This window comes from Streptomyces sp. NPDC101237 (assembly GCF_044767465.1).
Classification (GTDB): Bacteria; Actinomycetota; Actinomycetes; order Streptomycetales; family Streptomycetaceae; genus Streptomyces; species Streptomyces gramineus.
This window is the reverse complement of the sequence record NZ_JBIWNY010000037.1, coordinates 1-24740: the sequence shown is the minus strand read 5'-3', so window position 1 is coordinate 24740 and position 24740 is coordinate 1. Positions and strand designations below refer to the sequence as shown.

General features: G+C 73.5%; 20 protein-coding genes. 12 read left to right on the top strand and 8 right to left on the bottom strand.

Translation table 11 applies throughout. From position 1 onward, the window contains the following. Positions 1 to 14: 14 nt before the first annotated feature. The 3 genes from ccrA to ACIRQ9_RS36355 all read right to left on the bottom strand — a co-directional run bounded on the left by ccrA (position 15) and on the right by ACIRQ9_RS36355 (position 4566). Positions 15 to 1358 (bottom strand): crotonyl-CoA carboxylase/reductase, encoded by a 1344-nt coding sequence (gene ccrA / locus ACIRQ9_RS36365; RefSeq protein ID WP_404183707.1) that lies wholly within the window; start codon positions 1356 to 1358, stop codon positions 15 to 17. Positions 1359 to 1811: 453 nt separating this feature from the next. Further along, positions 1812 to 2642 (bottom strand): TetR family transcriptional regulator, encoded by an 831-nt coding sequence (locus ACIRQ9_RS36360; RefSeq protein WP_404183809.1) that lies wholly within the window; start codon positions 2640 to 2642, stop codon positions 1812 to 1814. Positions 2643 to 2760: 118 nt separating this feature from the next. Further along, positions 2761 to 4566, bottom strand: a complete 1806-nt coding sequence (locus tag ACIRQ9_RS36355) for a 3-hydroxyacyl-CoA dehydrogenase family protein (protein WP_404183704.1) — start codon at positions 4564 to 4566, stop codon at positions 2761 to 2763. Between the two features lie 379 nt (positions 4567 to 4945). On the opposite strand from ACIRQ9_RS36355, the gene ACIRQ9_RS36350 reads away from it, so the two are divergent. Next, positions 4946 to 5536, top strand: coding sequence for an adenylosuccinate lyase (locus tag ACIRQ9_RS36350; protein ID WP_404183702.1), 591 nt, complete (start codon positions 4946 to 4948; stop codon positions 5534 to 5536). On the opposite strand, the gene ACIRQ9_RS36345 is transcribed toward ACIRQ9_RS36350, so the two are convergent. The 4 genes from ACIRQ9_RS36345 to ACIRQ9_RS36330 all read right to left on the bottom strand — a co-directional run bounded on the left by ACIRQ9_RS36345 (position 5502) and on the right by ACIRQ9_RS36330 (position 9313). Then, the gene (locus ACIRQ9_RS36345) at positions 5502 to 6041 is read right to left on the bottom strand and encodes a GNAT family N-acetyltransferase (RefSeq protein WP_404183699.1); all 540 of its coding nucleotides are present in this window, start codon (positions 6039 to 6041) and stop codon (positions 5502 to 5504) included. The two genes, ACIRQ9_RS36350 and ACIRQ9_RS36345, sit on opposite strands and share 35 nt — an antisense overlap. Positions 6042 to 6050: 9 nt before the next feature. After that, entirely contained in the window at positions 6051 to 6482 is a 432-nt protein-coding gene (locus ACIRQ9_RS36340; RefSeq protein WP_404183696.1) for a RidA family protein, read from the bottom strand. A gap of 56 nt (positions 6483 to 6538) precedes the next feature. Beyond that, positions 6539 to 8104 carry an alpha/beta hydrolase gene (locus ACIRQ9_RS36335; protein WP_404183693.1) on the bottom strand — a complete coding sequence of 522 codons (1566 nt, stop codon included), beginning with the start codon at positions 8102 to 8104 and terminating at the stop codon, positions 6539 to 6541. 165 nt (positions 8105 to 8269) lie between these two features. Then, on the bottom strand, positions 8270 to 9313 hold the full coding sequence (locus tag ACIRQ9_RS36330; protein ID WP_404183690.1) for an Rv2578c family radical SAM protein: 1044 nt from the start codon (positions 9311 to 9313) through the stop codon (positions 8270 to 8272). A gap of 181 nt (positions 9314 to 9494) precedes the next feature. Between ACIRQ9_RS36330 and ACIRQ9_RS36325 the strand changes: the two genes are divergently transcribed. The 10 genes from ACIRQ9_RS36325 (at position 9495) to ACIRQ9_RS36280 (ending at position 23724) form a co-directional block, all read left to right on the top strand. Next, positions 9495 to 9938 (top strand): SRPBCC family protein, encoded by a 444-nt coding sequence (locus ACIRQ9_RS36325; protein WP_404183687.1) that lies wholly within the window; start codon positions 9495 to 9497, stop codon positions 9936 to 9938. 178 nt (positions 9939 to 10116) lie between these two features. Then, positions 10117 to 12504 carry an MFS transporter gene (locus tag ACIRQ9_RS36320; RefSeq protein ID WP_404183684.1) on the top strand — a complete coding sequence of 796 codons (2388 nt, stop codon included), beginning with the start codon at positions 10117 to 10119 and terminating at the stop codon, positions 12502 to 12504. Between the two features lie 202 nt (positions 12505 to 12706). Next, positions 12707 to 15172 carry a SpoIIE family protein phosphatase gene (locus ACIRQ9_RS36315; protein WP_404183682.1) on the top strand — a complete coding sequence of 822 codons (2466 nt, stop codon included), beginning with the start codon at positions 12707 to 12709 and terminating at the stop codon, positions 15170 to 15172. A 134-nt stretch (positions 15173 to 15306) separates the two neighbouring features. Continuing rightward, the gene (locus tag ACIRQ9_RS36310) at positions 15307 to 16032 is read left to right on the top strand and encodes a class I SAM-dependent methyltransferase (RefSeq protein WP_404183679.1); all 726 of its coding nucleotides are present in this window, start codon (positions 15307 to 15309) and stop codon (positions 16030 to 16032) included. A 108-nt stretch (positions 16033 to 16140) separates the two neighbouring features. After that, the gene (locus ACIRQ9_RS36305; RefSeq protein WP_404183676.1) at positions 16141 to 16974 is read left to right on the top strand and encodes a M55 family metallopeptidase; all 834 of its coding nucleotides are present in this window, start codon (positions 16141 to 16143) and stop codon (positions 16972 to 16974) included. Then, a complete protein-coding gene (locus tag ACIRQ9_RS36300) occupies positions 16967 to 18271 on the top strand; it encodes a M20/M25/M40 family metallo-hydrolase (protein WP_404183673.1) in 1305 nt (434 codons plus the stop codon). The genes ACIRQ9_RS36305 and ACIRQ9_RS36300 overlap by 8 nt, the downstream gene beginning before the upstream one ends. Before the next feature lie 8 nt (positions 18272 to 18279). Beyond that, a complete protein-coding gene (locus ACIRQ9_RS36295; RefSeq protein WP_404183670.1) occupies positions 18280 to 20214 on the top strand; it encodes a prolyl oligopeptidase family serine peptidase in 1935 nt (644 codons plus the stop codon). Further along, positions 20211 to 21134, top strand: coding sequence for an LD-carboxypeptidase (locus ACIRQ9_RS36290; RefSeq protein WP_404183668.1), 924 nt, complete (start codon positions 20211 to 20213; stop codon positions 21132 to 21134). Before ACIRQ9_RS36295 ends, ACIRQ9_RS36290 begins: the two co-directional genes overlap by 4 nt. A 31-nt stretch (positions 21135 to 21165) precedes the next feature. Continuing rightward, positions 21166 to 21720 carry a GNAT family protein gene (locus ACIRQ9_RS36285; protein ID WP_351937653.1) on the top strand — a complete coding sequence of 185 codons (555 nt, stop codon included), beginning with the start codon at positions 21166 to 21168 and terminating at the stop codon, positions 21718 to 21720. Between the two features lie 75 nt (positions 21721 to 21795). Beyond that, positions 21796 to 23724, top strand: a complete 1929-nt coding sequence (locus ACIRQ9_RS36280) for a DUF5107 domain-containing protein (protein ID WP_404183665.1) — start codon at positions 21796 to 21798, stop codon at positions 23722 to 23724. On the opposite strand, the gene ACIRQ9_RS36275 is transcribed toward ACIRQ9_RS36280, so the two are convergent. Beyond that, positions 23725 to 24075 (bottom strand): VOC family protein, encoded by a 351-nt coding sequence (locus ACIRQ9_RS36275; RefSeq protein WP_404183662.1) that lies wholly within the window; start codon positions 24073 to 24075, stop codon positions 23725 to 23727. Between the two features lie 87 nt (positions 24076 to 24162). Here ACIRQ9_RS36275 and ACIRQ9_RS36270 point away from each other — a divergent pair, with 87 nt between their 5' ends. Further along, positions 24163 to 24624 (top strand): phage holin family protein, encoded by a 462-nt coding sequence (locus ACIRQ9_RS36270; protein WP_404183659.1) that lies wholly within the window; start codon positions 24163 to 24165, stop codon positions 24622 to 24624. Positions 24625 to 24740: the final 116 nt, after the last annotated feature.

The following is a 24740-nucleotide window of genomic DNA, read 5'->3' as shown; positions in this document are numbered from 1 at the left end:
TGACCTCGGGTGTCTCAGACGTTGCGGAAGCGGTTGATGGCGTCGACGTGCTTGGCGCGCATCTCCTCGTCGCGCACGCCCAGGCCCTCCTCGGGGGACAGGCACAGGACGCCGACCTTGCCCTGGTGGAGGTTGCGGTGCACGTCGTAGGCGGCCTGGCCGGTCTCCTCCAGGGAGTAGACCTTCGACAGGGTCGGGTGGATCTTGCCCTTCGCGATCAGCCGGTTGGCCTCCCAGGCCTCGCGGTAGTTGGCGAAGTGCGAGCCGATGATCCGCTTCAGCGACATCCACAGGTAGCGGTTGTCGTACTCGTGCATGTAGCCCGAGGTCGAGGCGCAGGTGGTGATGGTGCCGCCCTTGCGGGTGACGTAGACGCTCGCGCCGAAGGTCTCGCGTCCGGGGTGCTCGAAGACGATGTCGATGTCCTCGCCGCCGGTGAGTTCGCGGATGCGCTTGCCGAAGCGCTTCCACTCCTTGGGGTCCTGGGTCCGCTCGTCCTTCCAGAACCGGTAGCCCTCGGCGTTGCGGTCGATGATCGCGTCGGCGCCCATCGAGCGGCAGATGTCCGCCTTCTGGTCGCTGGAGACGACGCAGATCGGGTTGGCGCCGCCGGCCAGCGCGAACTGGGTGGCGTAGGAGCCGAGTCCGCCGCTGGCGCCCCAGATCAGCACGTTGTCGCCCTGCTTCATGCCGGCGCCGTTGCGGGAGACCAGCTGGCGGTAGGCGGTGGAGTTGACCAGGCCCGGGGCGGCGGCCTCCTCCCAGCTGAGGTGGCCGGGCTTCGGCATCAGCTGGTTGGACTTGACCAGCGCGATCTCCGCGAGGCCGCCGAAGTTGGTCTCGAAGCCCCAGATGCGCTGCTCGGGGTCGAGCATCGTGTCGTTGTGCCCGTCCGAGGACTCCATCTCGACCGACAGGCAGTGCGCGACGACCTCGTCGCCGGGCTTCCAGGCGTTGACGCCGGGGCCGGTGCGCAGGACGACGCCCGCGAGGTCCGAGCCGATGATGTGGTACGGCAGGTCGTGGCGCTTGGTCAGCTCGCTGAGGCGGCCGTAGCGCTCCAGGAAGCCGAAGGTCGACAGCGGCTCGAAGATCGAGGTCCACACCGAGTTGTAGTTGACGCTCGACGCCATGACGGCCACCAGCGCCTCGCCGGGGCCCAGCTCGGGCAGGGCCACCTCGTCGAGGTGGGTGGACTTGCGCGGGTCCTTGTCGCGGGTCTCCAGGCCCGCGAACATCTCCGTCTCGTCCTTGTGCACGGTGATCGCGCGGTACGACTCCGGGAGCGGCAGGGCGGCGAAGTCGGCCGGCGTCGAGTCCGGCGACTGGATCGCGTCGAGAATGGCCTGAGTGGTCACGGTGTTGCCTCCGGCGGGGTCGGCGCCCCTGAGGGAAGGGGCGCTGAGGGTTGCGTCGGTGCTGCTGAGGGTCTTGGGAGGGGTGCCGTCGGTTCGGCGGGGGTGGTGCTTCGGCAGCGCTTTGTGGCGCGGGAGGTTGCCTGTGACGCAGGCGTCCGGCGGGGCGGGCTGGTGGGCTCGCCGGGACAGGCCGGACATCAACAACGTATGACACCGCGTGTCAGGTGGCAAGGCACTGAGTGCCAGAACTTGCTCTCAGATGAAATCTTTACGTAACAAATGAGCGATGATCGATCAGAGCTACTGGTCAGTAGCCCAAGGTGTGCCGAATTGCGGAGGTCTTTCCGGTGCCCCGGCCGGCACTCGGCACGCAGTGCCATTCCGGGCCGAAAAAACAGCGACGCGCCCTCCCGGAGGAGGGCGCGTGGCGAGTGGCGGGTCCGCGGCGGGCGGTCAGCGCTCCTTGAGCGCCTGCTCGATCGTGCGCATGACCTCGTCGAGCGGGGCGTCGGTCCTGGCCACCGTCACCAGGACCTCGCCCTGGGAGGCCACGGAGGCGGCCGCGCCGGCGCGGGGCGGGGTCTCCCGGCCCGCTCCGATGCCGTTCCCGAACGTCTTGCGGACGATCGCGAAGGCGTGGTCCAGCTGCGACTCCACGTCCCCCTGCCCGCCGGCCCGCAGCCAGCGGCGCAGCACGTGGTTGTGGGCGGTGACCACCGCCGAGGCGGCGACCTCGGCCAGCAGCGGGTCGTCGTTGGCGTCGTCCGCGTGCGCGTGCTCGTCGAAGTGGCCGAGGAGATAGCGGGTGAAGAGGCGCTCGTAGCGGGCCACCGAGGCGATCTCGGCCTCGCGGAGCGTGGGCACCTCGCGGGTGAGCTTGTAGCGGGCGACCGAGATGTCCGGCCGGGCCGCGTACATCTTCATGACTTCTTTGATGCCGCGGCACACGGTGTCGAGCGGGTGCTCGTGCGCCGGGGCCGCGTTGAGCACGGCCTCCGCGCGGATCAGGGTGTCGTCGTGGTCCGGGAAGATCGCCTCTTCCTTGGAGCGGAAGTGGCGGAAGAAGGTGCGGCGGGCGACGCCGGCCGCGGCCGCGATCTCGTCGACGGTGGTCGCCTCGTACCCCTTGGTCGCGAACAGCTCCATCGCTGCGGCCGCCAGCTCGCGGCGCATCTTGAGCCGCTGGGCTGCCGCGCGGCTGCCCGCGGCACTTTCCGGCGCGTCGGACGTGGCGGGTGTACGTGAGGACCTGGCGGGCTGGGGCATGCCCCGAACGTACTGCATGTGCGCAGCTCGAGGGGCATGACCGGGGTTTCCCCCGCCCGCGAGGAGCGGGGGGCCCTCCCAGGGGTCGAGCAGCCCGCCCCAGTCCCGTTCGTCCCGGTACCAGTCGCCCAGGCCCTCAGCGGCGGGCATATTCGCGGAAGCCACGGCCGGTCTTGCGGCCGAGGCAGCCCGCGGCCACCAGGTGTTCGAGGAGCGGCGCGGGCGCCAGCCCCGGATCGCGGAACTCCCGGTGCAGGACCTTCTCGATCGCCAGCGAGACGTCCAGGCCGACCACGTCCAGCAGCTCGAAGGGGCCCATCGGATAGCCGCCGCCGAGCTTCATCGCCGCGTCGATGTCGTCCAGCGAGGCGTAGTGCTCCTCGACCATCTTGATCGCGTTGTTGAGGTACGGGAACAGCAGCGCGTTCACGATGAACCCGGCCCGGTCGCCGCAGTCCACGGCGTGCTTCCCGGTCCTCGCGCAGACCTCGCGGACGGTCGCGTGGACGTCCTCGGCGGTCAGCACGGTCCGCACGACCTCGACCAGCTTCATGGCCGGCGCCGGGTTGAAGAAGTGCATCCCGATCACGTCCTGCGGACGCGAGGTGGCCCGCGCGCAGGCCACGACCGGCAGCGAGGAGGTCGTGGTGGCCAGGACCGCGCCGGGCTTGCAGACCTTGTCCAGCGCGGCGAACAGCTGCTGCTTGATCTCCAGGTCCTCGGCGACCGCCTCCACGGCCAGGTCGACGTCGGCGAAGGCGTCGTAGGAGCCCGCGGCGGTGATCAGGTCCAGGGTCCGCGCGGCCGCCTCGGCGGTCATCCGCCCCTTGCCGACCGAGCGGTCCAGGGACTTGCCGATGCGGGCCCTGGCGGCCCGCGCCTTGTCCTCGCTGCGGGCCGCCAGGACCACCCGGTAGCCGGCCTTGGCGAACACCTCGGCGATGCCGGAGGCCATGGTCCCCGAACCCGCCACCCCGACCGAGTGGACCGGCCGGCCCTGGGCGAGCACGGCGCCGTCCAGCGGGGTCAGCGCGTCCCGGACCACCGTGGCGCTGCCCGGGGCCTCGTAGGTGTAGAAACCGCGCCCGGACTTGCGGCCGGTCAGGCCCGCCTCGCTGAGCTGCTTGAGGACCGGCGCCGGGGCGTGCAGCCGGTCGCGGGACTCGGCGTACATGGCCTCCAGCACCGTCCGGGCGGTGTCCACGCCGATCAGGTCGAGCAGGGCGAGCGGCCCCATCGGCAGGCCGCAGCCGAACCGCATGGCCGCGTCGATGTCCTCACGGGAGGCGTACTTCGCCTCGTACATCGCGGCGGCCTGGTTGAGGTAGCCGAACAGCAGCCCGTCCGCGACGAACCCGGGGCGGTCGCCGACCGCGACCGGCTCCTTGCCCAGCTCCAGCGCGAGGTCGGTGACCGCGGCGACCGCACCCGGTGCGGTGAGCACCGAGGAGACGACCTCGACCAGCTTCATCGCCGGGGCCGGGTTGAAGAAGTGCAGGCCGAGCACGCGCTCGGGACGGGCCGAGTCGGCGGCCAGCCGGGTCACGGAGAGCGCGTTGGTGCCGGTGGCCAGGATGGTCTCGGGGCGGACGATGCCGTCCAGCTCGCGGAAGACCTGGTGCTTGATGTCGTACGACTCCGGAACCACCTCGATGACGAGGTCGGCGTCGGCCGCGGCCGACAGGTCGGTGCCGGTGCGGACCCGGGCCAGGACGCCGGCGCGCTCCTGCTGGGTCAGTCTGCCGCGCTCGACGGCGCGGGCGGTGGAGGCCTCCAGCGCGGCGAGGGAGCCGGCCGCCTGCGCCTCGCTGACGTCGATGCCGATCACCTCGCGGCCGGCCCTCGCGAGGACCTCGGTGATGCCGGTGCCCATGGTGCCGAGGCCGACCACGGCGACGGTCCTGAGCGGGGACAGGGAGGGGTCGGACTGGGGAGTGGCCATCGCGGGACTCCAGGAATGAGGGTGACGACTGGAAACGCCCCCGGGTGCGCCGAGCAGGCGCACCGGGTGCGGGAAGAGCTGCGTGGATGCGGGTGTTGCCGGGCTTCTTGCGCACACGCCCGGTGTCGTCGCCGCGGGCGTGCACACGCCCGTGAACGACCGGTCCCGACCGGCCCTGTCCCGGAGCCGAGCCGTACATGCGGTACGAGGTACCGAACCGACTGGATGCTCACGCGGCTGCGTCACCAAACCGGAGTGAGCGTTCATGCGAGTGGGTGACTCGCTCGATTGAGCTTAACCGGCGGGTAACGAGCGCGCCAGCCCCCCGACTTTGTGATGTACGTCCCTCCGCTCCCGCGACGCCTCTACGCTGGGGCTCGTGGACGAAGAGTTGCGATCGCTCACGGAGCGTCTGCGGCAGGAGTCGCAGGGAACGGCCGCCTGGGACCGGCTCCTTGCGACCGAGGACCCCGACGAGCTGGCGGAGGTGCTCACCGCCGCCGGACAGCCCCTGTGGGCCAGGGAGTTGGCGGCGTACCGGCTGGGGACGGCCGGTGACCGGCGCGCCTTCGAGACCCTGGTCCTGCTGTTGAACCACCGCGACCCGCCCCGGTGCGCCTCCGCCGCGCACGCCCTGTCCCGCCTGGCAGACCCGCGCACCGCCCGCGCGGCCGCCGCCCTGGCCACCAACGAACTGCGGGTCGCCTACGCCCTGCACCCGGTGCGCCTCCTGGTCGTGCTGCGCGCCCCGGAGTCCGTCCCGGCCCTCATCACCACCCTGGAGCGCCGGCTGCGCCCGCACGACCCCTACCGCAAGGTCGCCCTCGCCTGCGTGGAGGGACTCGGCGCCCTGGGCGACAGCCGGGCCCGCCGCGTCCTGAGCGAGGCGCGGGCCCACCCGGCCCTCGCCGAGGCCGCGGTGCGGGCCCTCGCCCTCATCCCGAGGCCGAGGTCAGGCCGCGGCTCCTGACGTACCGCACCTCGGGCACCGGCACCCCGTCGACCTCGTACGGCTCCTCGGCGCCGTCGGGGCGGAAACCGGCCGTCTCGTAGAACCGCCGGGCGCGCGTGTTCCCCTTCAGCACCCACAGGTACACGCGCGGGTAGCGGGCGCACTGCCCGAGCACCGTCTCCAGCAGCCGCCGCCCCGCCCCGGTGCCGACATGCGCCGGGTCGAGGTAGATGGCGTACAACTCGGCGTCGGAGGTGCGGACTTCGCCGTCCCGGTACGGTCCGTGCGCCGCCCAGCCGACGACCTCGCCGTCCCGCTCGGCCACCAGGTCCGTCACCCCGTCCCCGCCGTCGCGGAACCGGGCCCGGCGCCGCACGGCGTCCCGCTCGGCACTGAGCCCGTCCAGGAACGGCTGCGGCATGAGCCCGCGGTAGGCGTACTGCCAGCCCCGGACGCGTATCTGCGAGACCCGGTCGCAGTCGTCCAGGGCCATCGGCCGGATACGCAGCAGGTCGTCGGTCATGACGGCACCTCAGGCTCGCCCGGCGGACCGGGCCGGGTCCGCCCGGTCCGCCACCACCGCGAGGGCCTCGATCTCCATCAGGAACGCGGGCGCGACAAGCGCGGCCACCTGGATCGCGGACGACGCCGGGAGGCGGTCGTCGGGGATGTGGGCCGCGCGCGCCGCGCGGACGGCCGGCATGTGGGCCATGTCCGTGACGAAGCAGGTGAGTTTGACGACGTCGTCGAAGCCGGCGCCCGCGGCCGCCAGACAGCGGCGCAGGTTCTCGAAGACCTGCCCGGCCTGCGCGGCCGGGTCGCCTTCGCCGACCAGCCCGCCGTGCTCGTCCAGCGGGAGCTGGCCGGAGACGGCGACGAACCGGCCGGTGGCCGCCACGACATGGCTGTACTGCGCGGCCGGGGCGACGCCGACGGGGGCGGTGATGCGGGTCGGGTCGGTCATGCGTCCATGGTGGACCACGGGTCCGACGCCGCTCCCGGCGGGTCGGCGGGACGGGTTCAGCCGCGAAAGCCCAGCAGCCCGTGCAGGGTCGAGCCGCGGGACGACGTCGACGCCGCCCTGGTGCTCAGCGGCTTCGGGTCCGGGGTCCTGGGGCAGACCGCGTCGGCGGTGCCGTCGCCGTGCGGCACCGTGCCGTCGGCGAGGTAGGCGGCGAGGCGGTCGTCCAGGCAGGTGTTGCCGCTCAGCGTGATGCCGTGGTTGCCGCCGCCCTGCTCGACCACCAGAGCGGAGCCGGCCAGCAGCCGGTGGACCGTCACGCCGCCCTGGTAGGGCGTGGCCGCGTCGTCGGTGGCCTGGAAGAGGAGGGCCGGCGGGATCCTGCGGTTGGCGATGTCCGGCGGCTTCAGCGCGGACGTCGGCCAGGACGCGCACGCCGCGTTGTACCAGGCGTTGTTCCAGACCATGAAGGGCGCCTTCTCGTAGGCGGCCCAGTTGTCCTTGCGCCACTGGTTCCAGTCCCGCGGCCAGGAGGTGTCCCGGCACTGGACGGCCGCGTAGACGCTGTAGCCGTTGTCGCCCGAGGCGTCGACGGCCCCGAAGTTCTGGTACGCCTCGACCAGCGCGGCCGTCTTCTTGCCGTGGGCGTAGGCCGAGAACGCCTCCGCCAGGTAGGGCCAGTAGCCGTTGTAGTAGCCGCCCGGGATGAAGGTGTCCTCCAGCTCCGAGGCACCCACCTCGCCGCCCGCCGGCTTCTTCGCCAGCGCCGCCCGCATGGCGTACCACTGGGCCTCGACCCGCTTCGGGTCCGAGCCGAGCTTGTAGACGGAGTCGTACTTGGCGATCCACGCCATCAGGGCGCGGTGCCGCTCGTCGAAGGCGTGGTCCTGGGCGAGGTTGTCGTCGTACCAGACGCCCGTCGGGTTCACGACCGAGTCCAGGACCAGGCGGTGGACGCGGTCCGGGTGCAGCTTGGCGTACACGGCGCCCAGGTAGGTGCCGTACGAGTAGCCGAAATAGCTGATCCGCGTGGCCTTCAGGGCCTGGCGGATCAGGTCCATGTCCTGCGCGGCGCTGACCGTGTCGAGGTGGGGGAGCACGCTCGCGTACTTCTTGCCGCAGGCCGCGGCGAACGACCGCACGCGCGTGAGGTTGGCCTGTTCCAGGGCCGGCGTCGACGGCACCGAGTCGGGGCGCACCGGCGCGAAGTAGCCGGGCGCGCAGTCGATCGACGGACTGCTCTCGCCCACGCCGCGCGGGTCGAAGCCGATGACGTCGTACCGGGCCGCCACCTCCTTCGGCAGCGTCGCGGCGACGAATCCCGCGAGGCTCAGCCCGCTGCCGCCGGGGCCGCCCGGGTTGACCAGCAGCGGCCCCTGGTAGGCGGAGGCGGTGTGCGGGACGCGGGAGAGGGCGAGCGTGATCTTCCTGCCGCCGGGGTCCCGGTGGTCGAGCGGCACGTCGAGGGTGCCGCACTGCAGCGTGGGGTAGTCGGCGGTGCCGCACTTCTTCCAGGTCACCGCGGACGCCGCACCGGCGGGCCGGGCGGTGGCGCCGGCGGGCGGGGCGGAGACCGACCCGGCCATGACGGCGGCGGCGCACAGCACGGCTGCGCGTGTTCGCATGGGTCCTCCCAGGACGGAGGGTCGCGGACCGCACGTGTCGCGGTCCTCGCCGCATCGTCCCGGCAACGGCACCCGGAAGAACCTGTTATGACGATTATTGACCCAATTGGTCCGAGGGTTGCGCTCGAACGCTCCCGGCCGCGCGGGCCACGGCCGGGGCCGCCCTCAGAGCAGCGTGAGCTGGGTCGGCTCCGGCGGCGCGGGCTCCTCCGCCACGGGCGGAGGCGGCGGCAGCCGGCGGGCCGCGCCGGGGCGGTTCGGCCCGATGCCGTACTCCTCGGCCAGTTCGTGCACCTGGCGGGTGATCCGGCGCTGGTACCACTTGGGCGCGTAGGCGCCCTCCGCGTAGAGCCGTTCGTAGCGGCGGACGAGGTGCGGGTGGCGGGCCGCCAGCCAGCTCATGAACCACTCGCGGGCGCCCGGCCGCAGGTGCAGCACCAGAGGCGTCACGGAGGTGGCCCCGGCGGCCGCGATCGCCCGTACCGTGGACCGCAGTTGGGCCGGGTGGTCGCCGAGGAAGGGGATCACCGGGGCCATCAGGACCCCGCAGCCGACACCCGCCTCGGTCAGGGCCCGTACGACGTCCAGGCGGCGCTCGGGGGCCGGGGTGCCCGGCTCCACGGTGCGCCACAGCTCGGTGTCGACGAAGCCGACCGAGACCGAGATGCCGACCTCCGTGACCTCCGCCGCGCGCCGCAGCAGATCGAGGTCGCGCAGGATCAGCGTGCCCTTGGTCAGGATCGAGAACGGGTTCGCGTGGTCGGTGAGGGCCGAGATGATCCCGGGCATCAGCCGGTAGCGGCCCTCCGCGCGCTGGTAGCAGTCGACGTTGGTGCCCATGGCGATGTGATCGCCCCGCCACCGCCGTGAGCCCAGCTGGCCGCGGAGCAGGTCGGGCGCGTTCACCTTGACCACGATCTGGGTGTCGAAGCCGATCCCGGTGTCGAGGTCCAGGTAGCTGTGCGTCCGGCGCGCGAAGCAGTACACGCAGGCGTGCGTGCAGCCCCGGTACGGGTTCACCGTCCATTCGAACGGCATCCGCGAGGCGCCCGGCACCCGGTTGATGATCGACCGGGCCCGCACCTCGTGAAAGGTGATCCCGTGGAACTCGGGCGTGTCGAAGGTCCGGGTCGTCACCGCGTCCGCGCCGAACAGCGCGGTGCCGGCACGGCCGTGTTCGGCCTCCTCGGTGAGGTTCTCCCAGCGCATGACGCCTCCTCGGTAGCACTGCCCACAGAATAGAACATCTGTTCCCTTGATCGTGCGGACGATCCGTGGAGACCGTGCGCACACCCTTTCCGACCGCTTGCGCCACCCCGATTTGGGCGGCCGGGCGCCGGGGTGGTTGGCTTGCCGTGAATCCCGAGAACTCAGGTGCTGGAGGAACTCAATGGCGCAGGTCGAGGCCACTACGGAGCGGGTCGTCGCGGCGGACGCGGAGACGGTGTTCGACGCGCTCGCCGACTACACCGGCACGCGCGCGAAGCTGCTGCCCCAGCACTTCAGCGAGTACGAGGTGCGCGAGGGCGGCGACGGCGAGGGCACCCTGGTCCACTGGAAGCTCCAGGCCACCAGCAAGCGCGTGCGCGACTGCCTCCTGGAGGTCAGCGAGCCCACCGACGGCGAGCTGGTCGAGAAGGACCGCAACTCCTCCATGGTCACCACCTGGCGCGTCACCCCGGCCGGCGAGGGCGGCTCGAAGGTCGTGGTCCACACCGTCTGGCAGGGCGCCGGCGGCGTCGGCGGCTTCTTCGAGAGGACCTTCGCCCCCAAGGGCCTGGGCCGCATCTACGACGAGGTGCTCGACAAGCTCGCCGCCGAGGTCGAGAAGTAGTCCTCTTCCTCCGGCGGGCAACCGCCGGAGGAACGGCGGGCGTTGGCCTCCCTCACCGGTTCGGGTGGATCTCCGGGCGAACCGGTCCTGTGCCGTAACTCGCCGTGCTTGCCCACAGTTGTCGCCCAGCGGGACACAAGGCGGCAACCGTGCGCAGGCGCGACGAGGGGAGCGGTACGTGGGGACGACTCTGGTGCAGTACGAGGAGCCGGTCACGGCGCCCGTCGACGTCCCCGTGCCGGAACCCGCCCCGGCCGCCGGTCTCGGGGCGCGCCGCACCCGGCTGGTGTTCTGCGGGCTGATGCTCGCCCTGCTGCTGGCCGCCCTGGACCAGATGATCGTCGCCACCGCGCTGCCGAGGATCGTCGGCGAGCTGCACGGCCTGGACAAGATGTCCTGGGCGATCACCGCCTACCTGCTCACCTCCACCATCGGCCTGCCGCTCTACGGCAAGCTCGGCGACCTCGTCGGCCGCAAGAGCGTCTTCCAGTTCGCGATCCTGGTCTTCGTCATCGGCTCCGCGCTGGCCGGCCGGGCGCAGAGCATGGACCAGCTGATCGCCTTCCGCGCGGTGCAGGGCGTCGGCGCCGGCGGGCTGATGATCGGCGTCCAGGCGATCATCGCCGACATCGTGCCGCCCCGGCAGCGCGGCCGGTTCATGGGCCTGATCGGCGCCGCCTTCGGCCTCGCCTCCGTCGCCGGACCGCTGCTCGGCGGCTACTTCACCGACCACCTCTCCTGGCGCTGGTGCTTCTACGTCAACGTGCCCTTCGGCCTGGTCACGCTGGCCGTGGTCACCGCCGTGCTGAAGCTGCCGAAGCCCGCGAAGCGCGCCCGTTTCGACGTCCTGGGCGCCCTGTTGCTGGGCGCGGCCTCCACCTGCCTGGTCCTGCTGACCAGTTGGGGCGGCACGGAGTACGCGTGGGGCTCGCGCGTCATCCTCGGGCTCGGGGCCGGCGCCGTGGCCGCCGCCGCGCTGTTCCTCCTCGCCGAGCGGCGCGCCGCCGAACCCCTCATCCCGCTGCGGCTGTTCCGGGACCCCGTCTTCAACGTGACCGGACTCGTGGGACTGGTCATCGGCGTCGCGCTGTTCGGCGCCGCCAGCTACCTGCCCACCTTCCTGCAGATGGTCGACGGCGCCTCGGCCACCGAGTCCGGTCTCCTGATGCTGCCCATGATGGGCGGGATCGTCGGCGCCTCGATCGTCGCCGGCCAGCTGATCAGCCACACCGGGCGCTACCGGATCTACCCGGTCCTCGGCGGGGCGCTGTCCGCCGTCGGCATGTGGCTGCTGTCCCGGCTGGAGGTCGACACCCCGCGCTGGCAGTACAGCGTCTGGATGGCCGTGCTCGGCGCAGGCATCGGCATGGTGATGCCGGTGCTGGTGCTGGCCGTGCAGAACTCCGTGCGGCCCGCCGACCTCGGCACCGCCACCAGCGCCAACAACTACTTCCGGCAGATCGGCGGCAGCGTCGGCGCCGCCGTCTTCGGCACCCTGTTCGCCGACCGGCTCACCGACGCCCTGCACCGGCGGCTGCCCGCCGACGCCGGCGCCCGGCTCCCCGACCCCGAGTCCCTGACCCCGCACCTCGTCCACGCGCTGCCGCCGGCGCTGCGGGACGCCTACATCCGCGCCTACGCCGACGCGATGCCCAGGATCTTCCTCTACCTGGTCCCGCTGCTCGTCCTCGGCCTGCTCATCGCCTGCTTCCTCAAGGAGAGACCGCTGGTGTCCCACCCCACCGCCGAAACCGCCTCAGGACCCGTGAACACCCCGATCCCGCAGGCGCGTGCAGCGCACAGCGGCGCCGGCGTCCCCGTCTGCGGCACGGTGCAGCACCCCGACGGAACCGTGGTGCCGCGCGCCGCGCTCACCCTCATCGACGCCTCCGGCGGGCAGATCGGCCGGGGCGCCAGCGGCGACGACGGACGGTACGCCCTGTCCACGCCCGGCACCGGGGCCTACGTCCTGATCGCCGCCGCAGGCGGTCACCAGCCGCAGGCGGTCACCGTGACCGTCGGCGAGCGGCCCGTCGAACTCGACGTCGTCCTCGGCGGCGCCGGACGCCTCGCGGGGACCGTCCGCACCGCCGACGGCACACCCGTCAGGGACGCCACCGTCACGCTCACCAACGTGCAGGGCGAGGTCGTCGCCAGCACCCGCAGCGGACGCGAGGGCGGCTACGTCATCACCGAGCTGGTGGCCGGCGAGTACACCCTCGCCGGCAGCGCCCCCGCCTTCCGCCCGGCCGCGCTCCCGGTCACGGTGCAGGCCTCCCGGGAGACCCGGCAGGACGTCGAACTCGCGGGCGGCGCCGTGCTGAAGGGCACCGTCCGGGCCGGCGGCGGACGGCCCGTCGAGGACGCGCGGGTGACCCTGCTCGACGCCGCCGGGAACGTCGTCGACACCCTCACCACCGGTGCGGACGGGACGTTCCGGTTCGTCGACCTCTCCTCCGGCGAGTACACCGTCATCGCCGCCGGCTACCCGCCGGTCGCCACCGTGCTCCAGGTCGCGGGCGGCGGCCGCACCGAACGCGACCTCCAACTGGGCCACGAGGACTGACCACGAGGACCGACCACGAGGACCGACCGTACGGGGCGCGCGGGCGGGCCGGACGCCGATGGGCGCGCGCCCGGACCCGCGCGCCGGTGCGCTCCGGCGACGTCAATTCCCGTATTGCCACACATCGCGACCGGCGGCCACCGTACGGTAGTGGCGGGCGGACAGATCTTTCGCGGAGCCGTGGGCAGAGAGGGCCGGAGCCATGAACCATGGCGGCGAGCGGGACGCACCTGCCGGCCTCGGTGCCGACCGGACCACGGCCGGCCGGATCCCCCTGGCCGTGGTGGTCGTCGGGCGCGCCGGACAGGTCTCCCACTGGAGCACCGGCGCGCGCCGCCTGTTCGGCGCCGCCAGGGAAGACGCCGTCGGCCGCCCGGTCCTCGACCTGCTGCCGGTCTCCGGAGCCCTTCCCGAGGACGACGAGATCACCCCGTACGGCGCCTACGCGGCCTACGACGGACTCGGTCCCGACCTGGAGTCCTCCCTCGACGGACGGGTCAGCTTCCCGGCCGCGGGGCGGGCCCGCATCACCGTGCGCGACCGTGACCGTGTCGACGTGCTGTGGTGGGCGTATCCGCTGGTCGGCCCCGGCGAGGAGCGGCTGCTGGTGCTCGCCGCCGACGCCGCGCGGCTGCGGCTGTCCGAGCCCGCCGAGGACGTGGCCTTCGAGCGCATCGCGCCCGGGTTCGCCCTGCACACCGACTTCCCCGGCGCCGAGGAACTGGCCCGCAGGCTCCCCGAGATCCTGCCCAGCATGAGCGTCGAGGAGAGCGCCCGCATCGTCGCCCAGGTCCTCGAACTCGGCTACCCGATCCTGGAGTTCAGCCAGAACGAACGGGTCCCCGTGACCCCGGACTGGGGCGTCGCCCGGCGCACCGAGCGCCGGGCCCGCCGCGAGCGCGCCGCCCTGGCGGCCGCCCAGGGCCTGCCGCTGCCCGCGGACCTCACCGATGACGACGGCGAGGACCTGGAGTACGCGGCCGTCCGCGAACGCCTCGAATTCCTCAACGAGGTCAGCGGGCGGATCGGCACCTCGCTCGACCTGTCCCGGACCATCGTCGAGGTCAGCAGGGCCGTCGTGCCCCGCTTCACCGACGTCGCCGGCACCTACCTGCGCGAACAGGTCGTGGCCGGTGAGGGGTTCCCGGACGGCGTGCCCGACACCACCACCATGTGGCATCGGGTCGCCCTCGAGCACACCGACGAACCGGGCCGCTGGGACGACGTGGTGCCGGTCGGCGAGGCCATGCCGTTCCCGGCGCACACCCCGTTCTTCCAGTGCATGACCACCGGCGAGCCGGTCCTGGTGCCGCGGATCAGCGAGCAGATGGGCCACGCCATCGCCGCGCAGTTCGAGAAGCGCGACATCCGGCCGCTGATCACCGGCCGCTCGATGCTGGTCGTCCCGCTCAAGGCCCGCCAGGTCGTGCTCGGCTTCATGATCCTGCTGCGCCACCCCGAGCGCGCCTCGTTCGACGACATGGACCGCGTCACCGGCGCCGAACTCGCCGCCCGCGCCGGCCTCGTGCTCGACAACGCGCGCATGTACACCTTCCAGGAGAGCGTCGCCGAGACCCTCCAGGACAGCATGCTGCCGCACATCCCGCCGCGCATGGCCGGCTGCGACATCGCCACCCGCTACCTGCCGGGCACCCTGCTCGGGCGCGTGGGCGGCGACTGGTTCGACGCGGTGAAACTGCCCGGCGCCCGCACCGCGCTGATCGTCGGCGACGTCATGGGGCACGGGCTCAACTCGGCCGCCATGATGGGCCAGTTGCGGACCGCCGTACAGACCATGGCGGGCCTCGACCTGCCACCGGCCCAGCTCCTGCGCAACCTCGACGACCTGGCCCAGCGCCTCGGCGACGGCTACCTCGCCACCTGCCTCTACGCCGTCTACGACCCGATCGCGAGCGAACTCCACCTCGCCAACGCCGGTCACATCCCGCCCGTGCTGGTCCGTGCCGCGGACGGCCGCAGCGAACTCCTCGACCTGCCCACCGGGGCGCCGATCGGCGTCGGCGGAGTCGCCTTCGAGTCGCTGCGGGTGCCGGTGGAGCCCGGCGACCGGCTGGTGATGTGCACCGACGGACTCGTCGAGATGCGCGGCGCCGACATCGGTGTCGGACTCGCCACCCTCTGCGAGTCCGCCGCGCATCCGGCCGCCGCCATGGACGAGGCCTGCGACACCATCATCCGCTCCCTCGCCGCCGCGTTCTCGACAGCGGGCCACGGCGACCGCAAGGACGACGTCGCCCTGCTGATGACCCGCCTCAACGGCATCGAGCCGGACGACGTCGCCGAATGGCGGCTCGCCCTGGACCCCGCCGAGGTCGGCCGGGCCCGCGCCGCCGTGCGCGAGCAGCTCCACGACTGGGGTCTGGCCCGGCTCGCCGACCCCGCCGAGCTGATGGTCAGCGAACTCGTCACCAACGCGATACGGCACTCGCACAGCCGCCCGGTGCAGCTCCGGCTGATCCGCGACGAGACGCTGCTGTGCGAGGTGGACGACGACGACCACACGCTGCCGACCCTGCTCGGCGCGGACCGCGGCGCCGAGACCGGGCGCGGACTGCGCGTGGTGAGCACGCTGGCCCGGGAGTGGGGCACCAGCCGTACCGCCGCCGGCAAGACCGTGTGGTTCGAGCTGACCTCACGCCGCCGCTGACCCGGGGGCGCACGTTCGCCGAAGGTGACGTGAAGGAACGTGCCAGGCGCTTGTGGCCCAAACCGGCGCGGGGTAGACCGTACTGGCCCGTCGTACATGACGGCCTTGAGCGGTCACACCCTGGGGAGTTGGGCATGAGCGTGACGAGTCGGTACCGGAACGCGTGGGAGGACTTCTGGCGCGAGGCGCCCGGAGGGACGGGGGCGGTGTTCTGGGACGCCGAGCCGGGCGTGACCGCCGCGGTCCACGTCCCCCTCTTCGAGCCCCACCTCACCGACCCCGGTCTGCCGCTGGTCGACCTCGGCTGCGGCAACGGCACCCAGACCCGCTTCCTCGCCGGCCGGTTCCCGCGCGTCCTCGGCACCGACATCGCCGAGGCCGCCCTGGCGCACGCCCGGGACGCCGACCCGGCCGGCCTGGCCCGCTACCGGCGGCTGGACGCCTCCGAGAAGACCGAGGCCGAGGCCCTGCACGCCGAACTCGGCGACGCCAACGTCTACATGCGGGGCGTCCTGCACCAGTGCGACCCGGACGACCGGCAGCCCCTGGCCGACACCCTCGCCACGCTCGTCGGCGAGCGCGGCCGGGTCTTCCTCGTCGAACTCTCCGAGACCGCCCGCCCCGTCCTCGGCGCCCTCGCCCAGAGCCCGTCAGGTCCGCCGGCCACCCTGGCCCCGGTCTTCCGGCACGGCCTCACCCCCGGCGAGGTCGCCGACGCCGCGGTGCCCGAGTACCTGAGCGACGCCGGCCTCGCGATCCTCGCGAGCGGCGAACTTCCGCTGACGACAGTGGAGTTCACCGCGGAGGGCGAGCCGGTCGCGCTGCCGTCCAGGTGGCTGGTGGCCGGCCGCCCCGCCTGACCGCGGGCCGGGCGGCCGCACACCGCGCGGAGCCGGCGCCGCCCGGCCCTCGAAGGCGTCGGCCCGCTTCCTGGTCGGCGACCGCCCGGACGCGTAACGTGGCGCACCATGAAGATCCTCATCAGCGCCGACATGGAGGGCGCCACCGGGGTGACCTGGCCCGGCGACGTGCTGCCCGGCACGCCCCAGTGGGAGCGGTGCCGGTCGATGTTCACCTCGGACGTCAACGCCGCCGTCCTCGGCTTCCTCGACGGCGGCGCCGACGAGGTCCTCGTCAACGAGGCCCACTGGAGCATGCGCAACCTGCTCCTGGAGCGGCTCGACGACCGCGCCGAGATGATCACCGGCCGCCACAAGACCCTCTCCATGGTCGAGGGCGTCCAGCACGGCGACGTCGACGGCATCGCCTTCATCGGCTACCACACCGGCGCCGGCATGGAGGGCGTCCTCGCCCACACCTATCTCGCCAACTCGATCACCGGCGTCTGGCTGAACGACGTGCGCGCCAGCGAGGGCCTGCTCAACGCCCACGTCGTCGCCGAGTACGGCGTCCCGGTCGTCCTCGTCACCGGCGACGACCTGGCCTGCGAGGACGCCCTCGGCTACGCGCCCGAGGCCCTCAAGGTCGCCGTCAAGGACCACGTGTCCAGGTACGCGGCCAAGTGCAGGACGCCCGCCAGGACGGCCGCGGACATCCGGGCCGCCGCCAAGGAGGCGGCCGCCCTCGCGGTGCGCCACGAGCCCGTGACCGGCGGGCCGTTCACGATCGCCCTGGAGTTCGACGCCGAGCACCTCGCCCTCTCCGCCACCGTCGTCCCCGGCGTGCGGCGGATCGGCGAGCGAAAGGTGGCGTACACCGAGCAGACCATGTACGACGGCATCCGCACCTTCAAGGCGGTCACCACGATCGTCTCGGCCGCGGTGGAGGAGCAGTATGGCTGACGAGCAGGCACTCGACGAGGTGGTCCGGTTCACCTCCGAGCTGATCCGGATCGACACCGCCAACTTCGGCGGCGGCGACTGCCGGGAGCGGCCGGCCGCCGAGTACGCGGCCGAGCGGCTGGCGGGCGCCGGGCTGGAACCGATCCTCCTGGAGCGGACCGAGGGCCGCACCAACGTCGTCGCCCGCGTCGAGGGCACCGACCCGTCGGCCGACGCGCTGCTGGTCCACGGGCACCTCGACGTGGTGCCCGCCCAGGCCGCCGACTGGCAGGTCGACCCGTTCTCCGGGGAGGTCCGCGACGGGGTCGTGTGGGGCCGGGGCGCCGTCGACATGAAGAACATGGACGCGATGATCCTGGCCGTGGTGCGGGCCTGGGCCCGCCAGGGAGTACGGCCGCGCCGGGACATCGTGATCGCCTTCACCGCCGACGAGGAGGCCAGCGCCGAGGACGGCTCCGGCTTCCTCGCCGACCACCATCCCGAGCTGTTCGAGGGCTGCACCGAGGGCGTCAGCGAGTCGGGTGCCTTCACCTTCCACGACGGCTCCGGACGGCAGCTCTACCCCATCGCCGCGGGCGAGCGGGGCACCGGCTGGGTGAAGCTCACCGCGCGCGGCCGCGCCGGACACGGCTCCAAGGTCAACAAGGAGAACGCGGTGACCCGGCTGGCCGCCGCCGTCACCCGCATCGGCGAGCACGACTGGCCGCTCCGGCTGACCCCGACGGTCACCGCCGCCCTCACCGAACTCGCCGCCCTCTACGGCGTCGAGCCCGACCTCGCCCGGGTCGACCTGCTGCTGGACAAGCTCGGCCCGGCCGCCAAGCTGGTCGAATCCACCGTGCGCAACAGCGCCAACCCGACCATGCTGACCGCCGGTTACAAGGTCAACGTCATCCCCGGCGAGGCCGTCGCCTACGTCGACGGACGCCATCTGCCCGGCATCGAGGACGAGTTCCGCGCCACCCTGGACCGGCTCACCGGGCCCGACGTCGACTGGGAGTTCCAGCACCGGGAGACCGCCCTGCAGGCGCCGCTCGACTCGCCGACGTACGCCCGGATGCGGGCCGCCGTCGAGGAGTTCGCGCCCGAGGGCCACGTCGTGCCGTACTGCATGTCGGGCGGCACCGACGCCAAGCAGTTCTCGCGGCTCGGCATCACCGGCTACGGTTTCACCCCGTTGCGGCTGCCCGAGGGCTACGACTACCAGGCCATGTTCCACGGCGTGGACGAACGCGTCCCCGTCGAGGCACTGCACTTCGGCGTCCGGGTCCTGGACCGCTTCCTGCGCACGGCATAGGAGACATCGTGGAGACGAAGCCGTACGGCTCCTGGCCCTCGCCCATCGACGCGGCCCTGGCCGCCGCGCACGACGGCAGCCCCGAGTGGGTGGGCTTCGTCGGCGACGAGGCCTGGTGGACCGAGCCGCGCCCCGCGGAGGGCGGACGCCGGACCCTGGTGCGGGGCAGCACCCGCGAGTCCGTGCTGCCCGCGCCGTGGAACGTCCGCAGCCGGGTCATCGAGTACGGCGGCCTGCCCTGGGCCGGCGCCGTGTCCGCGCCCGGCGCGGCACCGATGCTGGTCTTCGTGCACTTCGACGACCAGCGGCTGTACCGGTGGGAGCCCGGCACCGAGCCGCGCCCGCTGACCCCGCCCGGACCGCGCCTGGCCGAACCGCGGCTGCTGCCGGAGCGGGACGAGGTCTGGTGCGTCCTCGAGGAGTTCACCGGCGAGGGTCCCGGTGACGTGCGGCGGGTGCTCGCGGCCGTACCGCTGGACGGTTCGGCCGCCGGGGACCGCGGCGCCGTACGCGAACTCACCGGCGAACGGCACCGGTTCCTGACCGGCCCGCGCCTGTCACCGGACGGGCGGCGGGCCGCCTGGCTGGCCTGGGACCATCCGCGGATGCCCTGGGACGGCACCGAAGTGCTGGTCGGCGAGGTCGGCGACGACGGCGCGCTGCACGGCGTCCGCACGGTCGCGGGCGGCCCCGAGGAGTCGATCGCCCAGGTCGACTGGGCGAAGGACGGCCGCCTCCTGTACGCGAGCGACCGCAGCGGCTGGTGGAACCTCTACCGCGACGGGACCCCGCTGTGCCCGCGCGAGGAGGAGTTCGCCGGACCGCTGTGGAAGCTCGGCCAGCGCTGGTTCGCCCCGCTGGACAACGGGCTGATCGCCGTCGTGCACGGCCGGGGCGCGACCGCGCTCGGGATACTCGACCCGGAGTCCGGGGAACTCGTCGACGCCGCCGGCCCCTGGACCGAGTTCGCGCCCGCCCTCGCGGCGCACGGCACCCGCGTCGTCGCGGTCGGCGCGAGCCCGCGCACCGCCTCCGAGGTGGTCGAACTGGACACCGCGAGCGGCCGCGCCCGTGCCGTCGGCGCCACCCACCGCGACCCCGTCGACCCGGCCCTCTACCCCGAGCCTCAGGTCCGCACCTTCACCGGCCCGGACGGCCGTGAGGTGCACGCCCACATCTACCCGCCGCACCACCCCGGCCACCGGGCCCCCGACGGCGAGCTGCCGCCGTACGTCGTCTGGGCGCACGGCGGACCCACCGGCCGGGCGCCCCTCGTCCTCGACCTGGCGATCGCCTACTTCACCTCCCGGGGCATCGGGGTCGCCGAGGTCAACTACGGCGGCTCCACCGGCTACGGGCGCGAGTACCGCAACCGGCTGCGCGAGCAGTGGGGCGTGGTCGACGTCGAGGACTGCGCGGCCGTCGCCCTCGCCCTCGCCGAGGAGGGCACCGCCGACCGGGCGCGGCTCGCGATCCGGGGCGGCAGCGCCGGCGGCTGGACCGCCGCGGCCTCGCTGACCGGCACCGACGTCTATGCGTGCGGCACCATCGCCTACCCGATCCTCGACCTCACGGGCTGGGGCACGGGGGAGACCCACGACTTCGAGTCACGGTATCTGGAGTCGCTGATCGGCCCGCTGGCCGAGGTCCCCGAGCGGTACGCCGAACGCTCGCCCAGCGAGCACTCCGACCGGCTCACCGCGCCCTTCCTGCTGCTCCAGGGCCTGGACGACGTGATCTGCCCGCCCGTGCAGTGCGAGCGCTTCCTCGCCGGCCTCGACGGACGGCACGTACCGCACGCCTACCTCGCCTTCCCCGGCGAGGGCCACGGCTTCCGCCGCGCCGAGACCATGATTCGCGCCCTGGAGGCCGAACTCGCGCTATACGCAAGGGTGTTCGGGATGAACGTGCCCGGGATCCCCGAGCTGGAGCTGGTGAAGTGAGCGAGCCGGTGCGTCCGCCGAGGCTCACCCCCGGAGCGCGGGTCGCCGTGGTGGCACCGAGCGGCCCGGTGGCCGAGGAACGGCTCCAGGCGGGTCTGGACGTCCTGCGCGGCTGGGACCTCGACCCCGTGGTGGCACCCCACGTGCTCGACAGGGACGGACGGCTCGGCCACCTGGCGGGCTCCGACGCCGACCGGGCCGCCGACCTGCAACGGGCCTGGTGCGACCCGTCCGTGGCCGCCGTCCTCTGCGCACGCGGCGGCTACGGCGCCCAGCGCCTGGTCGACCTGCTCGACTGGGAGGCGATGCGGGCCGCGGGTCCGAAGGCGTTCGTCGGCTTCAGCGACGCCACCGCGCTGCACGAGGCGTTCGCCACCCGGCTCGGCCTCGCCACCCTGTACGGGCCGGTGGCCGCCGGGGCCGACTTCGTCAAGAGCGCCGAGGCGCAGCAGCACCTGCGCGCCACCCTCTTCGCCCCGGAGACGGTCCGGACCATCACCGGCCGGGGCCGCGCGCTGGTGCCGGGCCGCGCCCGCGGCCTCACCGTCGGCGGCTGCCTGCGGCTGCTCGCGACCGGCGTCGGCACCCCGCACACCCACCCCGGCGCGCGCGGCGGCCTGCTCCTGCTGGAGGACGTGGGCGAGCAGCCGTACAGCCTCGACCGCAGCATCACCCAGCTGCTGCGGTCCGGATGGCTCGACGGCGTCGCCGGGATCCTGCTCGGGTCCTGGGACGCGTGCGGGCCCTACGAAGCCGTGCGGGCCGTGCTCGTGGACCGGCTCGGCGGACTCGGGGTGCCGGTGGTGGAGGAGTTCGGCTTCGGGCACTGCGAGGCGGCGCTGACCGTGCCGCTCGGCGTCACCGCGGAGCTGGACGCCGACGCCGGCACGCTCACCCTGCGGGAACCGGCACTGCGCTGACGCCGTGGCCGGCCTTGCATAAGGTGGCCGAATGCCGCACATCGCATCCCGCTATCTCGCCGAGGGCCCACGCGTGGGCATCCGCCCCTTCGGCTACGAGGACGGCGCCGAGTTCATCGCCCGCGCCCTGGAGAGCAAGGACCTCCACCAGCCCTGGCTGTTCCCGCCCACCACGGACGCGGCCTACGCCGGCTACGCCGGCCGGCTGATCGAGGACCGCAGCAAGGCCGGGTTCCTCGTCTGCGAGAAGGACGCGGGGGAGCACGGCGGGGCCATCGCCGGCTTCATCAACATCAACAACATCGTCGAGGGCGGCTTCCAATGCGGCGCCCTCGGCTACGGCGCCTTCGCCCACGCGGCCGGGCGCGGCCTGATGCGCGAGGCGATGGGGCTGGTCGTGGACCACGCCTTCGGGCCGATGCGGCTGCACCGGCTGGAGATCAACGTCCAGCCGGGCAACGCCGCCTCCATCGCGCTCGCCCGCGGCGCCGGGTTCCGGCTGGAGGGCTTCTCACCCAAGATGATCTACATCGACGGGGCCTGGCGGGACCACGAGCGATGGGCGATCACGGCCGAGATGCGCTGATTCGGGCACGGGTGGAGGCCTTTGCGCAATCCTGACCGGCAGCTCCCCTGGTCAGCACGTCCGGTCCCGGGTTCCATGACGGTCGTGACGAGGATCCGACGTGAGGTACTGAACCTGCCGGCCGCCGAGCTGGGTCCGGACAACCCGCTGCCCCCGCTGCGCCCGCTCGACGAGACGCACCGCGCCGACGCACGCGACCGGGACGACCTGCCGGCGGACATGGCCCGCCGGATCGGCCACGAGCCGCTGCGCAGCCTGCTGCCGGTACGGATCCGCGACGGCTACGGCCGAACCCGCGAACCCCGCGCCCTGGACGCGCTGGTGATCGAGAACGACCGGCTGCGCGCCACCGTGCTGCCCGGTCTCGGAGGCCGCGTCGCCTCCCTGGTCCACCTGTCCACCGGCCGTGAACTCCTCCACCGCAACCCGGTGTTCCAGCCCGCCAACCTCGCCCTCAACGGCGCCTGGTTCGCCGGTGGCATCGAGTGGAACATCGGTGCCACCGGCCACACCACCCTCTCCTGCGCCCCGTTGCACGCGGCCCTCGTCCCGGCCCCCGACGGCGGGGAGATGCTCCGGCTGTGGGAGTGGGAGCGGCTGCGCGACCTGCCCTTCCAGGTCGACCTGTGGCTGCCGGACGGCTCCGACTTCCTGTACGCGGGCGTCCGCGTCCGCAATCCGCACGAGCACCCGACGCCGCTGTACTGGTGGTCCAACACCGCCGTGCCCGAGGACCACCGGGTGGTGGTACCGGCCGCGCGGGCCTGGGAGTTCGGGCCCGAGCGACGGCTGCGCCGGGTGCCCGTTCCACCGCACGACGTCCAGCAGCCCTATGCCACCGACCACTTCTACGATCTCGCCGAAGGCGGCCGCCGCTGGATCGCCGCGCTGGACGCGGCCGGGCACGGGCTGGTGCAGGTCTCGACCGACGCACTGCGCGGCCGGAAACTGTTCGCGTGGGGCACGGGTCCCGGCGGCCGGCGCTGGCAGGAGTGGCTCGGCGGCGCCGGGACCGGCGGCTACCGCGAGATCCAGGCGGGCCTCGCCCGCACCCAGCTCGAACACGTGCCGCTGGACGCCGAGGGCGAGGTCTCCTGGCTGGAGGCCTACGGACCGCTGTCCGTCGCGCCGCAGGCGTCCTCGGAGGCGGTCGAGGAGCGGCTGGCCCACCTGCTGCCCCGCACCGCCCTCGACGCCGCGTACGCCGCCTGGCAGCCGTGTGCCGACACCGCGCCCGGCGCACTCCTCGCCACCGGCTCCGGCTGGGGCGCCCTCGAAGTCCTGCGCACGGACCTGAAGCTGCCCGGCACGCCGTTCCCCGAGTCGACGCTCGGCGAGGAACAGGCGCCCTGGCGGGAGCTGCTGCGCACCGGCACGCTGCCCGAACCCCGCCGGGTCCGGCCGCCGGGCCCCACCCTGGTCGCCCCGCACTGGCGGGACATGCTGGAGACCGCCCCCGCCACCCCGCACACCGAGTACCACCTGGGCGTCGCCCAGTGGCACGCGGGCGACCGGGCCCAGGCCGTGCGCAGCTGGGAGCGGGCCCTGCGCCTCGCGCCGTCCCGGTGGCCGCCGCTGCGCTGCCTGGCCGTCGCCGACCAGGAGTCCGGCCACCACGAGCGGGCCGCCGAGCGGTATGCCGACGCCTTCGACGACCTGTGCCGCGAGCGCCGCGACGACGGCGAGGCCTGGACGGCGGCGGCCGCCGCGCTGGGCCGTGAGGCCCTCGAAGCGCTGCTGCGCGCGGGCCGTCCCACCGACGCCCGCGCCGTGTGGGAGGCGCTGCCCCCGGCCACCCGCGAGCGCGGCCGGTTCCGGCTCCTGGAGGCGGAACTGCTGCTCGCCGAGGGGCGGCGAGCAGCCGCCCGTGCCGTGTTCGCGGACGGCTTCGAGGTCGCCGACCTGCGCGAAGGGGACGACGCCGTCGGCCGGTTGTGGGCGCGGCTCGGTGACGGTCCGCTGCCCCGCCGGTACGACTTCCGGATGCGGCCGCCCACCCCCTGATCAGGCCGGGTGCTGGTCGACGTACTCGAACAGCGAGCCGTCGGGGTGCATCGCGAGCAGGTTGCGGCCGGCCGGGGTGGGGACCGGACCGGCGAGGACGTGGGCGCCCAGCTCGTCCAGCAGACGGTGGGCCGCGTCGACGTCCTTCACCGCGATCGTCGCGGTGACCTTGCGCAGCACCTCCAGCTCCTCCTCCGGGCCGCTCATCAGAAGGAAGGAACCGACCGCGGCGACCTGGACGCCCCCGCGTTCGAAACGCTGGGCTCTGCCGCCGCAGAGGCGTTCGTAGAACGGGATCGCGGTGTCGAGGTCGTCGACGCAGATGCGCAGGGAGGCGCCCAGAATCTCCATGCCACGAGCCTAGTTGGCGCCGGGCGACACGGCGGCCCCTCCGCTGATCTCCTGTTACCGCCTTTGCCCTCCGGGTACCCGCCCCGCATGGAACATCTGGATCATCTCGAACACCTGGACAAGGACCTGGTCGACGAACTGGCCCAGGTCGCACGCGAGACCGTGCGGGACGAGCTGCGCGAGCAGGGCCGCAAGCGGCGGCGGTCCGCCCTGCTGTACGGCGCCTCCGGGGCGGTGGGACTGTACGCCGGAGCGGCGCTCGCGGCGGCCGTGGGCCTGGGGCTGGCGACCGTGCTGCCCGGCTGGGCCGCCGCGCTGGTCACCGCCGTGGTGCTGGGCGCGGGCGCCGCGCTGCTGCGCCAGGCCGCCCGGCCCAGCCGCCCGCACGCCCCCGGCCGGGTCGTGGGCGGAACGGCGCCCGCGGCGCCGCCGAGCGGACTGGGGATGCCGTACCCGCCCGTGCCGGCGCAGCCGCCGGTACCGCCGATCACCCCCGTCACCCCGGTCACGCCCGACGCCGGCCCGGACGCACCGCGCCGCAGGGCCTGAGCCCCGGCCCCCCCGTGGGGGGGGGGCGCGCCCCCCCGCCCCCGGCCCCCCCGCCCCCGGGGGCCCCGCCGGGGCCCCCCCCCCCCGGGGGCCGCGCGGGGGCCCCCCCCCCCGGG